General features: G+C 65.2%; 19 protein-coding genes. 9 read left to right on the top strand and 10 right to left on the bottom strand.

Annotated elements, in window-relative coordinates; genetic code table 11:
* Positions 1 to 200 precede the first annotated feature (200 nt).
* Positions 201 to 857: an MBL fold metallo-hydrolase gene (locus tag K2Y42_RS08100; protein WP_291150835.1), complete on the top strand. Its 657-nt coding sequence runs from the start codon at positions 201 to 203 to the stop codon at positions 855 to 857.
* A 34-nt stretch (positions 858 to 891) separates the two neighbouring features.
* Here the strand turns inward: K2Y42_RS08100 and K2Y42_RS08095 are convergent, their stop codons facing one another.
* From K2Y42_RS08095 to K2Y42_RS08080, 4 genes are all read right to left on the bottom strand, one after another.
* Complete coding sequence (locus tag K2Y42_RS08095) at positions 892 to 1,242, bottom strand: hypothetical protein (RefSeq protein ID WP_291150833.1); 351 nt, start codon at positions 1,240 to 1,242, stop codon at positions 892 to 894.
* Between the two features lie 83 nt (positions 1,243 to 1,325).
* Complete coding sequence (locus K2Y42_RS08090; RefSeq protein ID WP_291150831.1) at positions 1,326 to 1,808, bottom strand: hypothetical protein; 483 nt, start codon at positions 1,806 to 1,808, stop codon at positions 1,326 to 1,328.
* Positions 1,809 to 1,950: 142 nt separating this feature from the next.
* On the bottom strand, positions 1,951 to 2,376 hold the full coding sequence (locus K2Y42_RS08085) for a hypothetical protein (protein ID WP_291150829.1): 426 nt from the start codon (positions 2,374 to 2,376) through the stop codon (positions 1,951 to 1,953).
* An 83-nt stretch (positions 2,377 to 2,459) separates the two neighbouring features.
* Positions 2,460 to 3,929 (bottom strand): phenylacetate--CoA ligase family protein, encoded by a 1,470-nt coding sequence (locus tag K2Y42_RS08080; protein WP_291150826.1) that lies wholly within the window; start codon positions 3,927 to 3,929, stop codon positions 2,460 to 2,462.
* Between the two features lie 230 nt (positions 3,930 to 4,159).
* Between K2Y42_RS08080 and K2Y42_RS08075 the strand changes: the two genes are divergently transcribed.
* Together K2Y42_RS08075 and K2Y42_RS08070 are read left to right on the top strand one after the other, a co-directional pair.
* Positions 4,160 to 4,621, top strand: coding sequence for a DoxX family protein (locus K2Y42_RS08075; protein WP_291150824.1), 462 nt, complete (start codon positions 4,160 to 4,162; stop codon positions 4,619 to 4,621).
* A gap of 77 nt (positions 4,622 to 4,698) precedes the next feature.
* Positions 4,699 to 5,568 (top strand): aldo/keto reductase, encoded by an 870-nt coding sequence (locus K2Y42_RS08070; RefSeq protein WP_291150822.1) that lies wholly within the window; start codon positions 4,699 to 4,701, stop codon positions 5,566 to 5,568.
* 4 nt (positions 5,569 to 5,572) lie between these two features.
* Here K2Y42_RS08070 and K2Y42_RS08065 read toward each other — a convergent pair whose 3' ends face one another.
* The gene (locus tag K2Y42_RS08065) at positions 5,573 to 6,313 is read right to left on the bottom strand and encodes a hypothetical protein (protein ID WP_291150820.1); all 741 of its coding nucleotides are present in this window, start codon (positions 6,311 to 6,313) and stop codon (positions 5,573 to 5,575) included.
* 291 nt (positions 6,314 to 6,604) lie between these two features.
* Between K2Y42_RS08065 and K2Y42_RS08060 the strand changes: the two genes are divergently transcribed.
* Positions 6,605 to 7,144 (top strand): tetratricopeptide repeat protein, encoded by a 540-nt coding sequence (locus K2Y42_RS08060; protein ID WP_291150818.1) that lies wholly within the window; start codon positions 6,605 to 6,607, stop codon positions 7,142 to 7,144.
* A 72-nt stretch (positions 7,145 to 7,216) separates the two neighbouring features.
* On the opposite strand, the gene K2Y42_RS08055 is transcribed toward K2Y42_RS08060, so the two are convergent.
* The gene (locus tag K2Y42_RS08055) at positions 7,217 to 7,795 is read right to left on the bottom strand and encodes a type 1 glutamine amidotransferase domain-containing protein (RefSeq protein WP_291150815.1); all 579 of its coding nucleotides are present in this window, start codon (positions 7,793 to 7,795) and stop codon (positions 7,217 to 7,219) included.
* Positions 7,796 to 8,011: 216 nt separating this feature from the next.
* On the opposite strand from K2Y42_RS08055, the gene K2Y42_RS08050 reads away from it, so the two are divergent.
* Positions 8,012 to 9,457, top strand: coding sequence for a methyl-accepting chemotaxis protein (locus K2Y42_RS08050; RefSeq protein WP_291150814.1), 1,446 nt, complete (start codon positions 8,012 to 8,014; stop codon positions 9,455 to 9,457).
* Between the two features lie 131 nt (positions 9,458 to 9,588).
* Here the strand turns inward: K2Y42_RS08050 and K2Y42_RS08045 are convergent, their stop codons facing one another.
* Together K2Y42_RS08045 and K2Y42_RS08040 are read right to left on the bottom strand one after the other, a co-directional pair.
* Positions 9,589 to 10,101 carry a winged helix DNA-binding protein gene (locus tag K2Y42_RS08045; RefSeq protein WP_291150812.1) on the bottom strand — a complete coding sequence of 171 codons (513 nt, stop codon included), beginning with the start codon at positions 10,099 to 10,101 and terminating at the stop codon, positions 9,589 to 9,591.
* A 169-nt stretch (positions 10,102 to 10,270) separates the two neighbouring features.
* A complete protein-coding gene (locus tag K2Y42_RS08040; protein WP_291150809.1) occupies positions 10,271 to 11,365 on the bottom strand; it encodes an enoyl-CoA hydratase/isomerase family protein in 1,095 nt (364 codons plus the stop codon).
* A gap of 191 nt (positions 11,366 to 11,556) precedes the next feature.
* On the opposite strand from K2Y42_RS08040, the gene K2Y42_RS08035 reads away from it, so the two are divergent.
* Both K2Y42_RS08035 and hemB read left to right on the top strand, forming a co-directional pair.
* Entirely contained in the window at positions 11,557 to 13,158 is a 1,602-nt protein-coding gene (locus K2Y42_RS08035; RefSeq protein WP_291150807.1) for an extensin family protein, read from the top strand.
* Between the two features lie 132 nt (positions 13,159 to 13,290).
* Positions 13,291 to 14,334 (top strand): porphobilinogen synthase, encoded by a 1,044-nt coding sequence (gene hemB / locus K2Y42_RS08030; protein ID WP_291150805.1) that lies wholly within the window; start codon positions 13,291 to 13,293, stop codon positions 14,332 to 14,334.
* A gap of 39 nt (positions 14,335 to 14,373) precedes the next feature.
* Here hemB and K2Y42_RS08025 read toward each other — a convergent pair whose 3' ends face one another.
* Both K2Y42_RS08025 and K2Y42_RS08020 read right to left on the bottom strand, forming a co-directional pair.
* Positions 14,374 to 14,640, bottom strand: coding sequence for a hypothetical protein (locus tag K2Y42_RS08025; RefSeq protein ID WP_291150803.1), 267 nt, complete (start codon positions 14,638 to 14,640; stop codon positions 14,374 to 14,376).
* A gap of 152 nt (positions 14,641 to 14,792) precedes the next feature.
* Positions 14,793 to 15,791 carry a diacylglycerol kinase family protein gene (locus K2Y42_RS08020; protein ID WP_291150801.1) on the bottom strand — a complete coding sequence of 333 codons (999 nt, stop codon included), beginning with the start codon at positions 15,789 to 15,791 and terminating at the stop codon, positions 14,793 to 14,795.
* Positions 15,792 to 15,889: 98 nt separating this feature from the next.
* Here K2Y42_RS08020 and K2Y42_RS08015 point away from each other — a divergent pair, with 98 nt between their 5' ends.
* Together K2Y42_RS08015 and K2Y42_RS08010 are read left to right on the top strand one after the other, a co-directional pair.
* Positions 15,890 to 16,642: a phosphatase PAP2 family protein gene (locus tag K2Y42_RS08015; protein WP_291150799.1), complete on the top strand. Its 753-nt coding sequence runs from the start codon at positions 15,890 to 15,892 to the stop codon at positions 16,640 to 16,642.
* Positions 16,643 to 16,809: 167 nt separating this feature from the next.
* Positions 16,810 to 17,097 (top strand): hypothetical protein, encoded by a 288-nt coding sequence (locus K2Y42_RS08010; RefSeq protein WP_291150796.1) that lies wholly within the window; start codon positions 16,810 to 16,812, stop codon positions 17,095 to 17,097.
* The last annotated feature ends 136 nt before the right edge of the window (positions 17,098 to 17,233 follow it).

Raw genomic sequence — 17,233 nt, 5'->3', positions numbered from 1 at the left:
CGACTGCGGGCGTCGTGACACGGCGCGCTCGCGGCTTGAACCGGAGCCGATGCGGGCGCGGCACGCGGTCGTTTTCCCCAATACCCTGCGGAGCGGGACCCTACACGCTGGAAGTGGGAACGTCAGCAAGCGCGGGCTGGCAGGGCCTTGGAAAACCTACTATTCAGGGACGAGCAAATCGTGAGGGCTTTCGTTAGGACATGACAAAAACTTCGCCTGAAAACAATGGACTGAGGGCCGCCATCATTCCGGTGACGCCGTTCCAGCAGAATTGCACGCTGCTCTGGGACGATGCGACGAAAGTCGGCGCCGTTGTCGATCCGGGCGGAGATCTCGATCAGATCAAGGCGGCGATCGAAGAGGTCGGCATCAAGGTCGAGAAGATCGTCCTCACGCACGGACACATCGACCACGCGGGTGGCGCGGCCGAGCTCAAGGAGACGCTGGGCGTGCCGATCGAGGGGCCGCATGGCGCGGACCGCTTCCTGCTCGACAACCTGGCGAAGCAGGGGGCGTCGTATGGCATTCCGGCGCGGCCCGTCACGCCCGACCGCTGGCTGGACGAGGGCGAGACGGTAACGGTCGCGGGCCATGTGTTCGACGTGCTGCATTGCCCCGGGCACTCGCCGGGGTCGGTGGTGCTCGTCAACCACGAGAACAAGCTGATCATGATGGGAGACGTGCTGTTCCGCGGCTCGATCGGGCGCACGGACTTTCCCTACGGGGATCACGACGCGCTGATCACTGCGATCAAGACCAAGCTTCTGACGCTCGGGAACGATTACGCATTCATCTGCGGGCATGGGCCGACCAGCACGATCGGCAACGAGCGGCGCACGAACCCGTTTCTGACCTAGGGTTCGCTGGTCCGCCTAACCGGCCCTGAGCGCATCAGCGCGGGTAGCGCAGCTCGAGGCAGCCGAAGATGCCGCATTCGTTCTGCGCGGTGCCGTAGCCCGAGAGCGATCCGTTGTTCTCGAAGAAGTCGACGGTTTCGACGCGCAGGGTTTCGCTGCAGCTTGCGCGGCAGGCGATCCAGGTGCCGGTCGGCTTGCGGACCTCGTAGCCCAGGCGGGTCGAGCGAACGGGGCCGGACACGGTGCCGTTGCCAAACTTGCTGACGGCGACGGCGATGTCGCCTTCGGGGCCACCGCGCCAACGGCCGGCTTCCGCCTGCGGGGCGGCGAAGGCGGCCACGGCGAGCGCGAGGGCGAAAACGGTTGGAAGAGAACGTCGGGTCATGCTGATCTCCTGAGGCCAAACACGCGGCCGATCGCACAGAATTTCAAAACGGCCTCAGCCGCTCTCATTTCAGACGAGCGGGTTCAACCGCTCTTTGCAAACTGGAGCTTCACGCCCGTGAAGCCGGGCCCGCCCGTCAAAATCGAAACCGTCTGGTTGCCGCCGTTCATTTCAACATTCATGGAGCCCGAGATTGCGCCGGAGAACTTCAGGTTGAAGCCGCTGGCGGTCTGCTTTCCGGAGACGTCGCCGGCCTGGTTGAACTCGCGCTCTTCCCAGGTGCCGGAGATGGCGCCGCCGGCCGAGCGCAGATTGGCGCGCATGTTGATCTTGAAGGAGGCGTTGCCGCAGTTGATGGCCATGCCGAGCGTCGCGCCGCCCTTGGCATTGTAGTAGCCCTTGCATTTCAGGCGCTCGGACTTGCCGTTTTCGAGGCGGACGCTGCCGTTGCCGCTCCAGGCGCCATCGAGCGCTGCAAACGAACCGGGATCCGCCTTGGTAGGTGCCGTCACCGCCGCCATCATGAGGGCAGCAGCCGAAACGGCAGCGAAGCGAAGACGGGTCACAGGGGGCCTCCCAAACGAATTGCCAGAAACGCCAGCGATATCACCGCTCGGAAGCAAAACAAACCCTCGCCGTGCTGATTAGATTTGCGATGGTTCCCGGGCAACACTGAGGCGTTGCGGCTGGACCCGCGAGAGGCCCGGTTTACGGCGTCTTTTTCTCGACAAGGCCCGGCAGGGCCGTGCCCTCTGGGCCGATTTCGCGAAGCGCGGCCGCGCAGCTCCATTCGTACACCAGGCGGCAGGCGTTAGGGCCGCCCGCCTTTTTGCACGAGCTCGCTTCGCGCCAGGACGTCAGGATTTTCGCGGATTCGGCGTCGAACTGGGCCTTCGCCTCCCCCTGGTACTGGGTTGGAAGGCGGTCGACGGCGGGCGTGGTGCGCAGGCCGTAGCAAATCAGGGCGACACCGAGGGCCTGGCCGTGGCGTGCACCCGCCTCGCGGGGAGGGAGGGGGCTGGGCAGCGCGACCGCGGTTCCCCCTGGGGGGACCTCGGCTTGTGCCGTCGGGGAAAGCACGGAGAGCACGATGCCTGCCGCGATCGCCGCTGTCGCAATTCCAATCCGGATCATAGGCGTGACCTCTCTCGTCGCGCAGTCGCTACGTCTGGGGCGTACACTTGGATCGGTGAGGGTCGGCGAGGGATAGGAGCCCGCTAAGCCGCATGCGCGCGCGCAGCGCGTTCACGCCCTGCGTCGGGCCCGATGTCGGGCGGGCTCGCATCCTTTTTCTTGGCGTACTCGTTCAAGGCGCGCGAGATCTTGCCTGATGGCCCGCGCGGCAGCTCGGGCACGACCGCGATCTCGACCTCGATCAGGCGGTCGAGGTCCTCCGAGACAACCTGCTCCATGACGACGCTGCGGATGCGCTCGACATCGAGCTTTTGGCCCGCAACCGGCACGGCGCGGATGAGGAAATGGCGTGGGCCGGTCTGCACGATCTGATGCTCCGCCATTTCGAGCACGTGATGCAGGCCGGTCAGGATGAGATAGTACGGCAGCTCGCGGCGCTGGCCATCTTCCGTCTCGATGAACAGCTTGTCCTTGCTGCGCCCGCTGATCCGCTCGATATGCGGCAGGAAACTTCCGCAGGCGCAGGGCTTCGCGCTCATGGTGACGCGGTCGTCAATTTCGTAGCGGATGATCGGCTGTACGCGATTGTAGAGGTTGGTGAGCAGCACCTTGCTGCCTTCGGTACCGGGCGGCACGGGCTGGTCGTTCTCATCGACGACTTCGAGAATGGCGAGGTCTGAGTTGATGTGGGCGCCGCGTCCCATCGTGCAGCCCGACGAGAGCGCCATGCACTCGCCCATCGCGTATTCGTCCGTGACGTGCGCGCCGAACACCTGCTCGAGCCATGCCGCGCTCTTGTCTGAAAGCGGTTCGGCGACGTTGGTGATCTGCTTCAGGCAGCCGAGCTCTGTCAGGTTCATGCGGTTTTCCGCCTGCTCGCGGCCGAAGGCTTCAAGAGAGCTTGCATAGCCGGTGATGTAATCGGGGCGGAATTCTTCGAGCTGGCGGATGTTGGTGGGCATCGGATCCGACACCGTGAGATGCAGCACCTTGAACGCGGGTTTGAGAAACGCGGGCAGATAGGCGAAGGCCGAAGCGCTCGGGTAGAAGCCGGGCTGGACCGTGAGCACCGCCATGCGCGCCGGATTGATCAATCTGCCGAGATGGGGAAGGAACCGGCGCTTGAGCTTCGTGCCGCGGGCGAACTGAGCCGCGAAGACGAGATAGATCGCTTCGCGATCCTGCACGATCAGCGCCGGTTGGCCTTGGCTACCCGAGGTGTGACTGACGCTGTAGTCGCCCAGGTAATAGCGGCCGAGATTGTCTGGGTCATCGACGAAGGCGGCGAGGTCTGTCTTGCGCAGCCGGGGATCGGTGACGAGCTCGTCGTAGTGCTCCATCATCTCGGCCTTGGAGAGTGTCGGGAGATCGGAGAGGGCGCATCGCGCAACGTCGAGCCCGGCGAAGCGGCGGCGATAGTACGGAGAATTTTCGACAGCGTGCGCAAGCAGGCTGCGGAGCCGCTTCTCCTGGGTGGCCCGGATCTCCGCCGGATTGCGCCAGAAGGGGTAGAGCTTCTGCAACATGACGAGGAAGCGCAGCGCTCCGAACATGCAGGATCTCCGTTGTCTCGCGTTAGCCCCGGCGCATCCGGTCGGCCTTTGCAGCCCCGCGGTGCTTAGGACGCAACGCGCGGGGAGCGCGCTTGGTTGCAGTCCGACGGCCTGCGCGGCGGATGTTGCGGGCGCCATGAAACCGAGGCGTTGGCCAACCGTACGTATGGAGACGGCTGCATCCGGCCCGTTTCATCAGCGTCGGCCGATTTTCTCAACGCGAGGATTTCATGGAAAAAATCGTTCACTGGGCGATCGACATGCCGGAACGGCTGTCGTCGGTGTTTTCCTGGCTGCCCCCGTTGTTCGCGCGGATCGTGGTGGGCTGGGTGTTCCTGTGGACCGGCTGGGCCAAGCTCAACAACCTCCCGCAGATGATCCAGAACTTCACCGATTGGGGTATTCCGTTCCCTGAGTTTATGACGCCGTTCGTCTCGGGCGTGGAGTTTTTCGGCGGGCTGCTGCTGCTGCTCGGGCTGTTCACACGCCTCGCCGCAACGCCGCTCGTGATCGTCATGATCGTGGCGATCGTGTCGGCGAAGCTTGGGCAAATCGACTCGCTGGAAACGCTGCTCGGTTTCGAGGAGGTGGCTTACATGGCGCTGTTCGGATGGCTGGCTGTGGCGGGGCCTGGCGCGGTGTCGCTCGATGCGCTGTTGCAACGCCTCTATGGATCGGACGCGACCAAATAGGCCGTCGCTGGCCCCGGCATTGTTCTCGCCGTCTCGCGGACTACATATCGCGTAGGCCAAAGACGAGGATGAATTAAATGGCGGATGTTTCAGCAGAAAAATCGGGTCAGTTTGCGATCGGCGGCGACCTCAAGGTGCGGCGGCTCGGCTTTGGGGCTATGCGGATCACGGGCGATGGCGTCTGGGGCGAGCCCGCGGATCCGGCGGAAGCGCTGCGCACGCTCAAGCGCGTTCCCGAACTCGGTATCGACTTCATCGACACGGCTGACGCTTATGGCCCCGAGGTCAGCGAGCGGCTGATCCGGGAAGCGCTGCATCCGTACAACGGCGTGGTGATCGCCACCAAGGGCGGCCTCGTGCGCCCCGGTCCGAGCCAGTGGATCCCATGCGGGCGGCCCGAATACCTCCGCCAGCAGGTGGTGCTCAGCCTCCGCCGTCTCGGCGTGGAGCGGATCGATCTTTGGCAACTGCATCGCATCGACCCGACGGTGCCGCGCACCGAGCAGTTCGAGGCGATCGCGGCGATGCAAAAGGAAGGCTTGATCCGCCATGCCGGCCTGAGCCAGGTCAGCGTCGAAGAGATCAAGGCGGCGAGCGCGGTGTTCAAGGTCGCGACCGTGCAGAACCTCTACAATCTCTCCGACCGCAGCAGCGAGGATGTGCTTGACCACTGCGCGGAGCACGGCATCGGGTTCATTCCGTGGTTTCCGCTTGCGGCGGGATCTCTTGCGAAGCCGGGCTCGGTGCTCGACGGCATCGCGAAAAAGCACGGCGCGCAGCCGAGCCAGATCGCGCTCGCGTGGTTGCTGGCACGCAGCCCCGTCATGCTTCCCATTCCCGGCACCGGCAAGGTCAAGCATCTCGAAGAGAACGTCGCGGCCGTCAACATCCAGCTCAGCGCGGGCGACATCTCCGAGCTGAGCGCGCTGGTCAAACCGGCAGCGTAAGCCGCTAAGGCGCGCGCGCGGCTGAAGCGACTGCGATTGCGGTGTAAGACGCACCCGCGATCGCTTCGGCCGGCATGTTCGAGTAATCGATGCGGCGCGGGGAGGGTACCTCGCGCCGTGCGGCCGTGAACTCTCCGACAGTTGCGACGGCCACGGCGGCGTAGGACTGCCCGCTTCCGTTTGCGCGTGCGGGCGCTGCGTTGGCTGCCGGTGCTGCGGTTGGCGCGGGTGTAGACGATGCGGCCGGCGCCGCCGTTGCCGACAGTGGCGGCATGTTGCGTGCGGCGCGCGCTAAGTTCGCGACGGCGAGGGCCGCATAAGACGGCGCCGCGCCAGGCTCCGTTGCTTCGTTCGCATAGTCGATGCGGGCCCGGGTGCATGCGGGCGCGCTGGGGCGCAGGCCGCCGGCCGTGGCTGCAAGTTCCGTGTAGGAGGGCTGGCGCGGGGCGCTGACCGGTTGCGTTTGGGGGGCGGCCGGTGCTGCGGCAGGGCGCGCGGCGCTCATCGGCGGCATTTGCGTTACCGGCTGGGGGGCAGGTTGTGGCGCGGGCCGAGGCATGGCGGCGGCGGGCGCTGTCGCAGCGGCAGGCGGCGCGGGTTTGAATTCCACAACGGGCGCCACTGTCGAGGCAGCATGAGCGGGTGCTGCCCCGCGCAATTTGCGCACGATGGCCCATGCGCAAATCATCAGGGCCAATCCCACGAGCGCAAACGCCAGCAGGACTTCGGGTCCGAGTTGGTCCATCGTCGTTTCCCCAGGATCGCGCAGTCCGAGCCGCGCTGATTTTTTTTACTTTTGATTGGTCTCGGCCAGACGTTGCTGGCCCATTTATCATCAGACGACAACATCCAGGCCCGGGGTATTGAACTTTTGGCCAGGGACGCGGCGCGGCGGCAGGGGCGCGTGCGCGTCGTCGGCGGCTGCATCGCGGGGAACAGCGGGTCTCCCATGTCTCTGGCAAAAGCCCGAGCTACGGCCGGTGGCGCGATTTCCGCCGCGTCCGTGTCGCGCTATCAGAACTTGGAGACTTGCCTCATGCCAAAGAGACTTTTGACGGCGGCGCTCGTGCTCGCCGCTGCAAGCAGTGCGCTTTCTCACGCCCCTCTCGCAGCCATGGATGAGCCGGCACCGCGGCCCGCCATCGATTGCGCCGATCCGGCCAATGCCGACAAGCCGGCCTGCGCGCCCAAGAATGGCGCCATGACCGACGATCAGATTTACGAGAAGGCGTATTGGAGCGCGAAGAGCGGGGCCTATGCCGACGCGCTCGCTTTTGCCGCCCAGGCCCAGAATGCGGACGATCCGCGCATCCTGCGCGTCAAGGGCTTCGCCACCCGCAAGATGGGTGATGCGGAAGCGGCGATGCCATTCTATCTCAAGGCGCTTTCAATCGATCCGGCCGACACGCGCACACGCCAGTACATGGGCGAAGCGTATCTGTCTCAGGGCGATTTTCCGAGCGCGCGCGTTCAGTTGCGTGAAATCGAGAAGCGCTGCGGCGTGAGCTGCGAGGACTATCAGACGCTCGCCGATGCCATCGCCGAAATGCACGTGCGGCTGCCGCGCGGAGGCTGACCGGCTAACATCCAATCGCCAGCGCCGGGTTCCTCCGGTGCTGACGATTGACTTCGTGCGCGGGAGCGCCTGCTAGGCAGCCAGCTCGGCGCGGTCGTGCTTTCCTTCCTCGACCTCCTCGATGATCTTCGCCACGAAGGCGTCGAGGTCGCCGGGGTTGCGGCTCGTGACGATGCCCTGGTCCGTCACCACCGCTTCATCGCGCCAGTCGGCGCCTGCATTGACGAGATCCGTCTTGATCGACTTGTAGGACGTGGCCTTGCGGCCGCGGACGGCGTTGGCTTCGATCAGCAGCCAGGGTGCGTGGCAGATCGCGGCGACCGGCTTGCCGGAATTGACGAAGCTGCGGATCAGGGCCATCGCCTCGGGGGAGGCGCGCAGGCTGTCGGGGTTCATCTGGCCGCCCGGCAGAACGAGTGCGTCATAGAAGGCTTCCGATGCGTCGGCGAGTTCGCGGTCGACGGGTACGCCGGGGCCCCAGTCCTTGTCCTTCCAGCCGCGGATTTCCTTTTTATCGCGGCGCTCCTTGGGAGCTGCGACGTGCACCAGGGCGCCGGCTTCCTTGAGCTTGGTGCGCGGTACCTCTAGTTCCGACTGCTCGAAGCCATCGGTGGCGAGGATGAGGATTTTCGCTTTCGATATCTTGGGCATGTGAGGCCTCCTGCCGTTCTCTTGGGGTCAGGTCGGGAACGGGTTTCGGCGTGGCGGGTTCCGCCGGCGCAGGGTCGCGGGTGCGCGCCGGCTCCGCGTCACCTCCATTGTGGGAGCCGCACAAGCCGTTGATCCCTGTGACTTTAGTAGGGAAGTCCGTAGGCGTTAGAATCGGGTATTTTCTGTCCGATGCATAACCACCGGACTTCTCAAGATTTGCGGCTTGCGAGCGGCTCGGACGGGCCGAACTCGGCGCGTGCGTCGTCGGCCCGTGACAACGCGTCGAGTGATGACGCGTCGAACATGGTGCGCCGCTTTGCCGAAGAGGCGACCGGCGTCGGGCATCAGATCGTCGACATCGCCTGCAACGTGAAAGAGCTTGGCGCGCGCCTTCAGGGACAGAACGGCAGCCTGCAGGGCATCGGATCTGACATGCGCGCGCTGGGGGCGGAAAACCAGCGGATCGCGAGTGGGGCGCAGACGAGCCTCGACGTGGCGCAGCGCGCCAACGACGACATCGCGAATTCGGCGGCGGCCGTGCGTTCGTCGCTCGACAGCATTCAGCGCCTCGTTGCCACTGTTTCGGAACAGCGCGACCTGCTCCAGGTGTTCCAGGAGGCGCTGAGCAAGGTTTCGAAGGTGGCGGCGGGCATCGACGCTATTACGCGCCAGACTAATCTGTTGGCGCTCAACGCGACCATCGAGGCGGCGCGCGCGGGGGCGGCAGGGCGTGGGTTCGGCGTTGTCGCGTCCGAGGTGAAGGCGCTGGCGGGACAGACGGCGCTGGCGACGAACGAGATTTCGGCAACCGTCGGCGAGCTTACGGCGCGGGCCAATGTGCTGATCGAGAAGGGGCGGCACAGCGCGGAGCTGGCGCGGTCCGTCGATGCGAGCTCGTCCGTGATCTACAGCACGTTCGATTCAATTGAGCGCACGGTGGGCAATCTGGTTCACGAGTCGGCGGGCATTCAATCGGCCGCCGCGGCCGTCGATCAGCGCAGCCAGTCGCTTATCGCCGGGGTCGAGGATCTCGTCGAGGGGTTTCGTCTGTCGGCCGCGAACATCGGCCGTGTGGAGACGCGGATCGGAGAGCTGCAGCTCGCGGGCGAAGCGCTGATCACGATCAGCGTGGAGTCGGGCGCGAAGACGGAGGACGCGCCGTTCGTGTTCGAAGTCGTGCGGCGGGCCGAGATCGTCGCCGCGGCGCTCGAAGCGGCGGTCGACCAGGGGACGCTGAGCGTCGAGGCGCTGTTCGATCGCGCGTACAAGCCGATTGCAAATTCCAACCCGCAGCAGTTCACGGCCGCCTACGTCAGCGTGTTCGACCGCATCGTGACGCCGCTCATCGACGAAGCGTTGCAGTTTGCGCCCGAGGTGGTGTTTTGCGCGCCCGTCGACGTGAACGGCTATCTGCCGACGCACAACAGCAAGTTCTCGCGCCCTCCGGGGACGGATCCGGTGTGGAACGCCGCCAACTGCCGCAACCGGCGGATTTTCAACGATCGCGTTGGGCTCGGTGCTGGGCGCAACGAGAAGCCGTTTCTCGTGCAGACCTACATGCGCGACATGGGCGGCACGTTTGCACCGATGGTGGACGTGTCGGCGCCGATCGTGGTCAAGGGCCGCCACTGGGGCGGGCTTCGCCTCGCGTACACGGCTTAGGCCCGCAAGAGCTGTTGCTCTGAAACAAAGCTTTTTCGCAAGCAGCAATAGGGCGCGGTTGTCCGCGCCCTTTGCTTCGTTTCTTGGTTTTTACTGTCCGGCTCTCCCCCGAAAGCCGGGAGTGCCGTGATCTAGAGGCGGAAGCGGATCTGATCGATCCAGAACCGCTCGAGGCGGCCGAGAGCCTTATTGAGGCCCTTGAGCTCTTCGCCCGAAACCTGAGCCACCGTTTCCACCGAGCCGAGCTGGCGCTGGTAGAGACGATTGACGACGGCAGCGGCCTGGCGGCCCTTGGCCGACAGAGACACGCGCACGCTGCGCTTGTCGGTTTCGCTGCGCTCGTAATCGACGTAGCCCATTTCGACGAGCTTCTTCAGATTGTACGAGACGTTCGAGCCGAGGTAGTAGCCGCGCGATTTCAGCTCGCCGGCCGTCAGCTCGTTGTCGCCCATATTGTACAGAAGCAGCGCCTGCACGGCATTGAGGTCGGAGCTGCCGGTGCGGTCGAATTCGTCCTTGATCACGTCGAGCAGCAGGTGATGCAGCCGCTCGATCATGTGAAGGCTTTGGACATATTCGGAGCCTAGTGTCGGATCCTGATTTGCGGGCGCACGTGGGCGCTCCACCTTGATTGCGGTGTTCATGAATACCCTGCCTGACTCAACTACCTGTTTGACGCGACCGTTTTCCGGTTCTGAAGACAGGCTACGGGAAACCCATAAAAATTAGCTCAATCTGTTGGGTAAACCGCGGGTAAAAATGCGTTCCGCGACGGGGCGCGCGAGCGGGCATGCCGAAGACGGTTTCAGAGGCTCAAGCGCGCGCTTCCTGCATGTTCTCGCGCGTGGGCAGCACCAGCTCACCGTCGCCGAGCGTCACGAAATACCGGTCGAGCATCGCGTCCGTCACGTCTTCGAGGCGTGAGGGCTGCCACTTGGGCGCGCCGTCCTTGTCGACGATTGCCGCGCGCACGCCTTCGTAGAAGTCGCCGTTGGCTGCAAGGATGTGGGCTGCGATCCGGTAGTCCTGCTGAAGCGTCTGGCGCAGATCGAGGGCTGCCGCTTCGCGGATGTGGCGATGCGTGATCTTGAGGGCGAGCGGGGAACGCTTGGTGAGGTCCGCCACGACGCCCTGCGCCCACGCCTGCTGTTCGCCCGTGACCGCCGCGAGGCGCGCCACGATCTCCTCGACGCGGCCGGCGGAGAAGCAGCGCTCGATCAGCGCGCGGTAGGGCGCGAGGTTGCCGGGGCCGCAGTCGCGGTGTCGGTTGTCGAGTGCGGGGTCGACCGGCCAGGTGTCGGCGAGGTCGGCGATGATGGCGTCGAAGTGCTCGGAGTTGATGCAGTGCGTGACGAGGCCGAGAGCGTAGGCGTCGGCGCGGCCGATGCTGCGGCCGGTGAGGCCGAGATACTGGCCGACATGGCCGGGCAGGCGCGCGAGCACATGGGCAGCGCCGATGTCGGGGAAGAGGCCGATTGCCGTTTCAGGCATGGCGAAGCTGTAGTTCTCGCCCGCCACGCGGTGCGTGCCGTATTGCGAGATGCCGACGCCGCCGCCCATCACCATACCGTTGATGAGGGGCACGGTGGGTTTCGAGAAGCACTCGCATTGCCAGTTGAGCGCGTACTCGTCGGCAAAGGTCTTGCGTCCGGCCGCGAGATCGGTGCGCGCATGGCCGATCACTTCGCGGACGTCGGAGCCGGCAGAGAAGGCGCGCGGGCTCTCCGACAGCATGACGACGGCATAGACCTGCGGGTCGCGCGCGAAGGACCAAAGGTGGGCAGAGAGGCCTAAGCGCATATCCACCGTCAGAGCGTTGAGTGCTTTGGGGCGCGCCAGCGTCACGATGGCTGCCGAGCCGCGCATCTCGAGCTTCAGCGTTTCTGTCTCGAGGGTCGGCTCAGCCATCATTTCGTGCTCCGGATTGAAAAACGTCCTTGGTCCGCCAATGTGATAAGTGGGGATGGCCGCTTTGTTGAGCCACATTTCGCGGCTATACAAGTGTTCCCGGCACGATGACGGTCGGCGATTCGCGCGCGCGTTCGCGCATGCAGGCGAAGAACTGGCAAACGCTTTCGGCCAGCAGGGCAAGAAACCCGATGAGTCTCAACCCCGTGCGCATCTTTCAGGGCACAGTGCAGATCCGGGTCGCGCAGCTTTGCGCGGGCCTGCTCTGGGCGGGTGTTGCGGTTTCGTCCGTCGGAATTCCTGTGTCGTCCGCGCGCGCTGAGGAGGCGTCGTCCCTGTCCGAATCGGTGACGGGTGCGTTCGAGACGATTGTCATCGATGCCAAGACCGCGGCGTCGAAGGCGACGGCTGCCGCCCAGAAAGCGGCGGCTGCGGCGGGCGACGCGATAACGAATAAGGCCGCCAACAAGAAATCGAAGAAGTCCAAAAAGGACGCCGAGACGGCCAAGGGCGATGGGGCTAAGGGCGGTTCGGCGAAGGGTGGTGCGGCGAAGTCCGACGCCTACAAGGCCGACAGCGCAGCAGCTGGCGGCGACACGGGCAAGGCGACCGCCGCGCCCACAGCCGCAGCGGCCGACAAGGCGAAGCCGTCCGACGGCAAGCAGGACGCTCCAGAGGCGAAAGCTGCCGACGGCAAGGCCGGAGCGCCCGCCACTGTTGATCCCAAAGGGGCAGATCCCAAAGCGGCCGATGCAAAGGCTGTCGATCCCAAGGCGAAAGACGCCGGTCCGCCGACCGAATGGCCCGCTGTCGAAGTGGAGCTCGCGCGGGCGCGGTGCACGCAGCTTCTCAAGGGTGTCGATGCGGTCACTGTTCCCGAAGCGCCGTTCCGCAAGGGCGACTGCGGAACGATGGCGCCCGTGCGCCTGATCTCAATCGGCAAGTCACCCGAAATCACGTTTTCGCCGCAGCCGGTCGTCACGTGCGATCTCGTGTTGGGTCTCGTCAAATGGATGAAGAACGAGGTGCAGCCGGCCGCGCGCAAGCATCTCAAGGCCGAGGTCGTCCGGGTCGACTCGATGAGCGATTACTCGTGCCGCATGGCTTACGGCCGCGTGGGCAACAAGCTCTCGGAGCACGGCAAGGCCAACGCGCTCGATATTCGCAGCTTCGTCACTCGGAAGGGAGACGAGGCCGTAGTGCTCTCCGATTGGGGGCAGACCAAGCGCGACGTGCGCAAGCAGATCGCAGCCGCCAAAGCCGCCGCCGAAAAAGCCGAGGCGGTGAAGATCGCCGCCGAGAAGGCCGCCAAGGAGCGCGCGGAAGCGGCGGAGTTCGCGGCCAAGTCCGAGACCACGGGCACGCCGCTGCCGCGCAAGTCGCTGGTGGAAGGGCTGCCGCCGCGCAAGGACGATACGTCGCCGCTCGCGGTGCCGGCGTCGGTCAATCAGAACGGCCCACTCGCTGACGTTGCTGCGACGCGTCTCGGCGGACCCCTGGGCACTCACTTGCGTGGTACGGACGACGACAAGTCCTCCGGCAAGAAGAAGCGGAAAGACGCGAAGAAAAACGGGAAGGACGACGGCACGGTTGCGGCGCTGCCGGGCGGCCAGGCGCTGGACGACGTGGTCGCGCCTCCGCCATCGACGCCCGCGGCCCGCTTTCTGCACGACGTGCATGCCGCCGGCTGCCGAATTTTCGGGACCACGCTCGGCCCCGAGGCCAACGAGGCGCATCGTAACCACTTCCACGTCGATATGGCCGAGCGCAAAGTGCGCAAGATCTGCGACTGAGGGCGCCTGGGGCTCTTTTGCGCGCCGTTCACTCAACACCGCCGAAAGGCTTGCGCGCGGTCGCGGGAGGCGGGATGGTCGCGCCGCCTGGGCCGGGATGAGCCCGGGCGTTCAATTCCGAGGCTCCACCGCGTGACACGATCCAAAACACCTTCCTCGTCCGAAGCTCAGTCGGATGCGGCAAATCTCGCTCCGGGAGCCTTCCCGGCCGTACGTCTGCGCCGCAACCGGCGTGCGCCGTGGGCGCGTCGGCTCGTTTCGGAGACGTCGCTGTCAGCCGCCGATCTCGTGTGGCCGCTGTTCGTGATTGAAGGCAAGGGGAGGCGCGAGCCGGTCGCTTCGATGCCGGGGGTCGAACGGCTGTCGGTCGATCTCATTGTCGAGGCGGCGCGCGAGGCAGAGGCGCTGGGCATTCCGGCGATCGCGCTGTTTCCCAACACGGATGTCGCGCTCCGCACGGACGACGCGGGCGAGGCGATCAACCCCGACAACCTCGTCTGCCGTGCGACGCGGGCGGTGAAGGCGGCGGGGCTGGATGTCGGCGTCATTCTCGATGTGGCGCTCGATCCCTACACGAGCCACGGGCATGACGGCCTGCTGATCGCCAACGAGATCGCCAACGACGAGACGATCGAGATGCTTGTACGCCAGGCGCTCGTGCAGGTGGAGGCGGGGGCCGACATTCTCGCGCCGTCCGACATGATGGACGGGCGTATCGGCGCGATCCGCAGCGCGCTGGAAGCGGGCGGGCACAGGGACACGCAGATCATGTCCTACGCCGCCAAGTACGCGAGCGCGTTCTACGGGCCGTTCCGCGATGCGGTCGGCTCCGGCGGGCTCTTGAAGGGCGACAAGCGGACGTACCAGATGGACGCCGCCAACACCGACGAAGCGCTGCGTGAAGTGGCGCTCGATCTCGCGGAAGGCGCGGACATGGTGATGGTGAAGCCGGGGCTGCCGTATCTCGACATCGTGCGCCGCGTGTCGGAGACCTTCAAGGTGCCGACGCTCGCGTATCAGGTGTCGGGCGAGTACGCGATGATCAAGGCGGCGGCGGAGCGCGGCTGGCTGGACGAGGAGAAAACGATCCTCGAAAGCCTGCTGGCGTTCAAGCGGGCGGGCGCGACGGGTGTGTTCACCTATTTTGCGCCGCGCGTTGCCAAGCTGCTCGGCTGACCGGCGGGTTTTGCTGCCGGCGTTTTCCCCGCCCAGATGTCAGGCGTCGATGCTGCTGCCGAGGGCGCTGTTGGTGCGCCAGGAAAACGGGTGGCCGACAAGACGGCGATAGAGAAGCGGCGCGAGCGGCAATGCGGCCCAGCCCAGCAGATTGAGCGCGGTGGCGTGGCCTTGCAGCGGGCCGAGATCGATATCGAGGGCGGCAAACACGATCAGAACGAGGCTGAGGCTCGCCATGGCGGCGAGATAGCCGATGTAGAGGATCGTGAACGTCACATCGAAGGCGATGGAGCGGTTGTCGGTCATGGCGTTGCTCCGCTGTGCTCGGGAGATGCCGAGTCTGCGAGGAATTGAAACTAGCACTGTCAAGTGCTTCGCCCGGTTCCGCAAGAAACAGTTGTTGGTGATTGTGCCGTTCGGCGAGCCGTATGTCGTTCGGGCGACAGCGGCGGCGCGCGTTACGCGGATTGCGGCGCGGCGTCGTGCGGTTCGGTGCTGTCTGGTTCTGCACTGTGCGTCAGCACGGCGAGCGCGCGCGGACAGATCTCATAGCGGAGCGGCGTTTCGAATTTGCTGATCTCGCCGTCGTTGGCGAGCCGCTTCACGCGGCGCGGCGTGCGTATCACGAAGCTTTCGCCCGTGAACTTCGCCATTTCGGGGTCGCCCTTCCACCTGCCGAGCAGCGCGCGGCCGATTGCCATCGCCAGGCCCCAGCCGCTGCGATGCTTCGAGACGTACATCGTGAGCTTGCCGCCATCGAGCCGCGGGCGGCGAAGCCACGTCATGGTCTCGTCGTAGCCGTTGTTGGTGACGGCGACCGAGAGCGCGCGCAGGCGCATGCGGTCCTCGCCGTGGTCGACGGTGATCGAGATCTTGTCCTTACTCGACAGAATTTCGCGCAGGGTCGCGAAGTACGCCGGCAGGCGCTGCGTGGCCGGCTTGCCCCGAAGCCGCGCCCGCGCCAGGGAGTACCGCAGCGTGAGTCCCATCAGCGAATTGCACAGAAAGACGCGGTCGTTGACCTTCGCGACATCGATGCGGCTTGCCGTGGCCGTGGCGAGATAGCGGGCGGCGGAGGCGAGATCGAGCGGAATCTCGAGATCCTTGGCCAAGCGGTTCATGGTGCCGAGTGGCAGGATACCGAGGGTTTTGTCGGTGCCCATTAGATGGGTTGCTGCTGTGCGGATCGTGCCGTCGCCGCCGCCGACAACGAGCACGTCGATATCGCTCCTGGCGGCATCGGCGATTGCTTGATCGAGATTTTCAGGAGGCAGGATATCGACTTCGATACGGTGGCCCTCGGCCGCGAACGCCTGGGCGATGAGGTCGCGCATCGCCTCGGGGCAAAGCTCCATGGCGGTGCCGGCGCGCAGGTTGACGAGGGCGCGGACTTTCAGAGACGGACGACGCCCGGCTGCATATGTGCGGGTGGTGGCTTCGAGCGCATCGCTGGTCAAGACGTGGTTCTCGGGCATAATGCGGTACTGACAGATGCAACGGTCGAATGCGGAAATGGTTGCGCATTTGGTTGTTACCGAGGGGTGGGAGCCAGTTCGTGACGGGTCCATTGGACGATCAAAGCAGCGGGACGTCGAAGAAGGAGGACGGCAAGCGCGCGGGCTCCGGCATTTCGTCGGACGCGCGGCGCTTCGAATTGAAGCCGCTTCTCGTTGTGGCGGGGCTGGCGGGCGTGGTCCTCGCGTTTGCGGTTTTCGCAGACGCCGTGATGGACGGCGACACGCACCGGTTTGACACCTGGCTGCTGCAGGCCTTGCGGGAGAGCTCCGATCCGGCCAATCCGATCGGGCCGCGCTGGTTCGAGGAGTTGGTCCGCGATATCACGGCGCTGGGAAGCACCGTGGTGCTGACGTTCGCGGTTGCCGCCGTTGCGGGCTATCTCTGGATCAAGGACCGGCCGCAGAAGGCCGTGTTTCTGATTGCGTCCGTCGCGCTCGGGGCGCTCGTGAACCGGGTGCTCAAGTTCGGCTTCGCGCGGCCGCGGCCGGACGTGGTGGAGCATGGGGCCTACGTTTCGACGGAGAGCTTCCCCTCCGGCCATTCGGCCAATTCGGCCATCGTGTATCTGCTGCTCGGGATGATGCTGGCGCGGGTCGAGACGAGCTATCCGGCCAAGGTGTTCATTTTCGCGATGTGCGCGCTGATCACGCTGGCGGTGGGCCTGAGCCGGATCTATCTCGGCGTCCATTGGCCCACGGACGTTCTGGCGGGATGGGCCGTCGGATCGTGCTGGGTGCTGCTATGCTGGTACGTTCTGCTGAAATTGCAGCCGAGCGGGACGCGCGAATAGCCTATGCAACGCGCGGACATGGTCGCTCTGGGTCGCTCTCGTTGCAATGCGGCAACAGCGCGGGAGTTTGGAGGCTGCAGAACGGCAAATTGGGATTGTCGCCCTTTGATTGCCTCGATTCATGTACCATCTTCAAGGCACAGCCGAGCACTGGGGATGGATTGGCAATGAAATCGTTGATCGCGGCCGCCACTGTTGGCGCCATGGCCCTCGTTGGCGCGCAAGCAGCCCTGGCCTTCACGTACGAAAATCAGGGCACGTCGCAGCCGTCGGCCAATGCCCAGGATCCGAAGGCTGGCTTCGGCGCCATGGATCCGGCGTCTGTGCTGCCGCCGATCGGCAACTCGATCTCTGGCAACAAGTTCGATTTCGGACCGGGCGCGTTCAACAACGGCCTTGCGTCGCCGCCGACCCGCGCCGAGTCGGTGGGGCCGAGCTGGCTTTATCCGCGCTGATCTGATTTTTCGCGCGCGCGGTTTCCCGCGCCGCTCATGATTAAAACGCGCTTCCCCCGGGGAGCGCGTTTTTTTGTGTCCCGAGCCGGGCTTGAGGGGCCGGATCCGAGTTATGTCTACTTGTGGTTATGGCGCG

The organism is Hyphomicrobium sp. (assembly GCF_019744875.1).
GTDB lineage: Bacteria > Pseudomonadota > Alphaproteobacteria > Rhizobiales > Hyphomicrobiaceae > Hyphomicrobium_C.
This window is presented reverse-complemented; position numbering and strand designations above follow the sequence as displayed.

Coding starts and splice junctions, on each gene's coding strand:
- K2Y42_RS08045 (WP_291150812.1), bottom strand. CDS start 10,101: ATGAACACCGCAATCAAGGTGGAGCGCCCACGTGCGCCCGCAAATCAG.
- K2Y42_RS08080 (WP_291150826.1), bottom strand. CDS start 3,929: ATGTTCGGAGCGCTGCGCTTCCTCGTCATGTTGCAGAAGCTCTACCCC.
- K2Y42_RS08040 (WP_291150809.1), bottom strand. CDS start 11,365: ATGGCTGAGCCGACCCTCGAGACAGAAACGCTGAAGCTCGAGATGCGC.
- K2Y42_RS08010 (WP_291150796.1), top strand. CDS start 16,810: ATGAAATCGTTGATCGCGGCCGCCACTGTTGGCGCCATGGCCCTCGTT.
- K2Y42_RS08085 (WP_291150829.1), bottom strand. CDS start 2,376: ATGATCCGGATTGGAATTGCGACAGCGGCGATCGCGGCAGGCATCGTG.
- K2Y42_RS08100 (WP_291150835.1), top strand. CDS start 201: ATGACAAAAACTTCGCCTGAAAACAATGGACTGAGGGCCGCCATCATT.
- K2Y42_RS08060 (WP_291150818.1), top strand. CDS start 6,605: ATGCCAAAGAGACTTTTGACGGCGGCGCTCGTGCTCGCCGCTGCAAGC.
- K2Y42_RS08025 (WP_291150803.1), bottom strand. CDS start 14,640: ATGACCGACAACCGCTCCATCGCCTTCGATGTGACGTTCACGATCCTC.
- K2Y42_RS08055 (WP_291150815.1), bottom strand. CDS start 7,795: ATGCCCAAGATATCGAAAGCGAAAATCCTCATCCTCGCCACCGATGGC.
- K2Y42_RS08075 (WP_291150824.1), top strand. CDS start 4,160: ATGGAAAAAATCGTTCACTGGGCGATCGACATGCCGGAACGGCTGTCG.
- K2Y42_RS08070 (WP_291150822.1), top strand. CDS start 4,699: ATGGCGGATGTTTCAGCAGAAAAATCGGGTCAGTTTGCGATCGGCGGC.
- K2Y42_RS08035 (WP_291150807.1), top strand. CDS start 11,557: ATGAGTCTCAACCCCGTGCGCATCTTTCAGGGCACAGTGCAGATCCGG.
- K2Y42_RS08095 (WP_291150833.1), bottom strand. CDS start 1,242: ATGACCCGACGTTCTCTTCCAACCGTTTTCGCCCTCGCGCTCGCCGTG.
- K2Y42_RS08065 (WP_291150820.1), bottom strand. CDS start 6,313: ATGGACCAACTCGGACCCGAAGTCCTGCTGGCGTTTGCGCTCGTGGGA.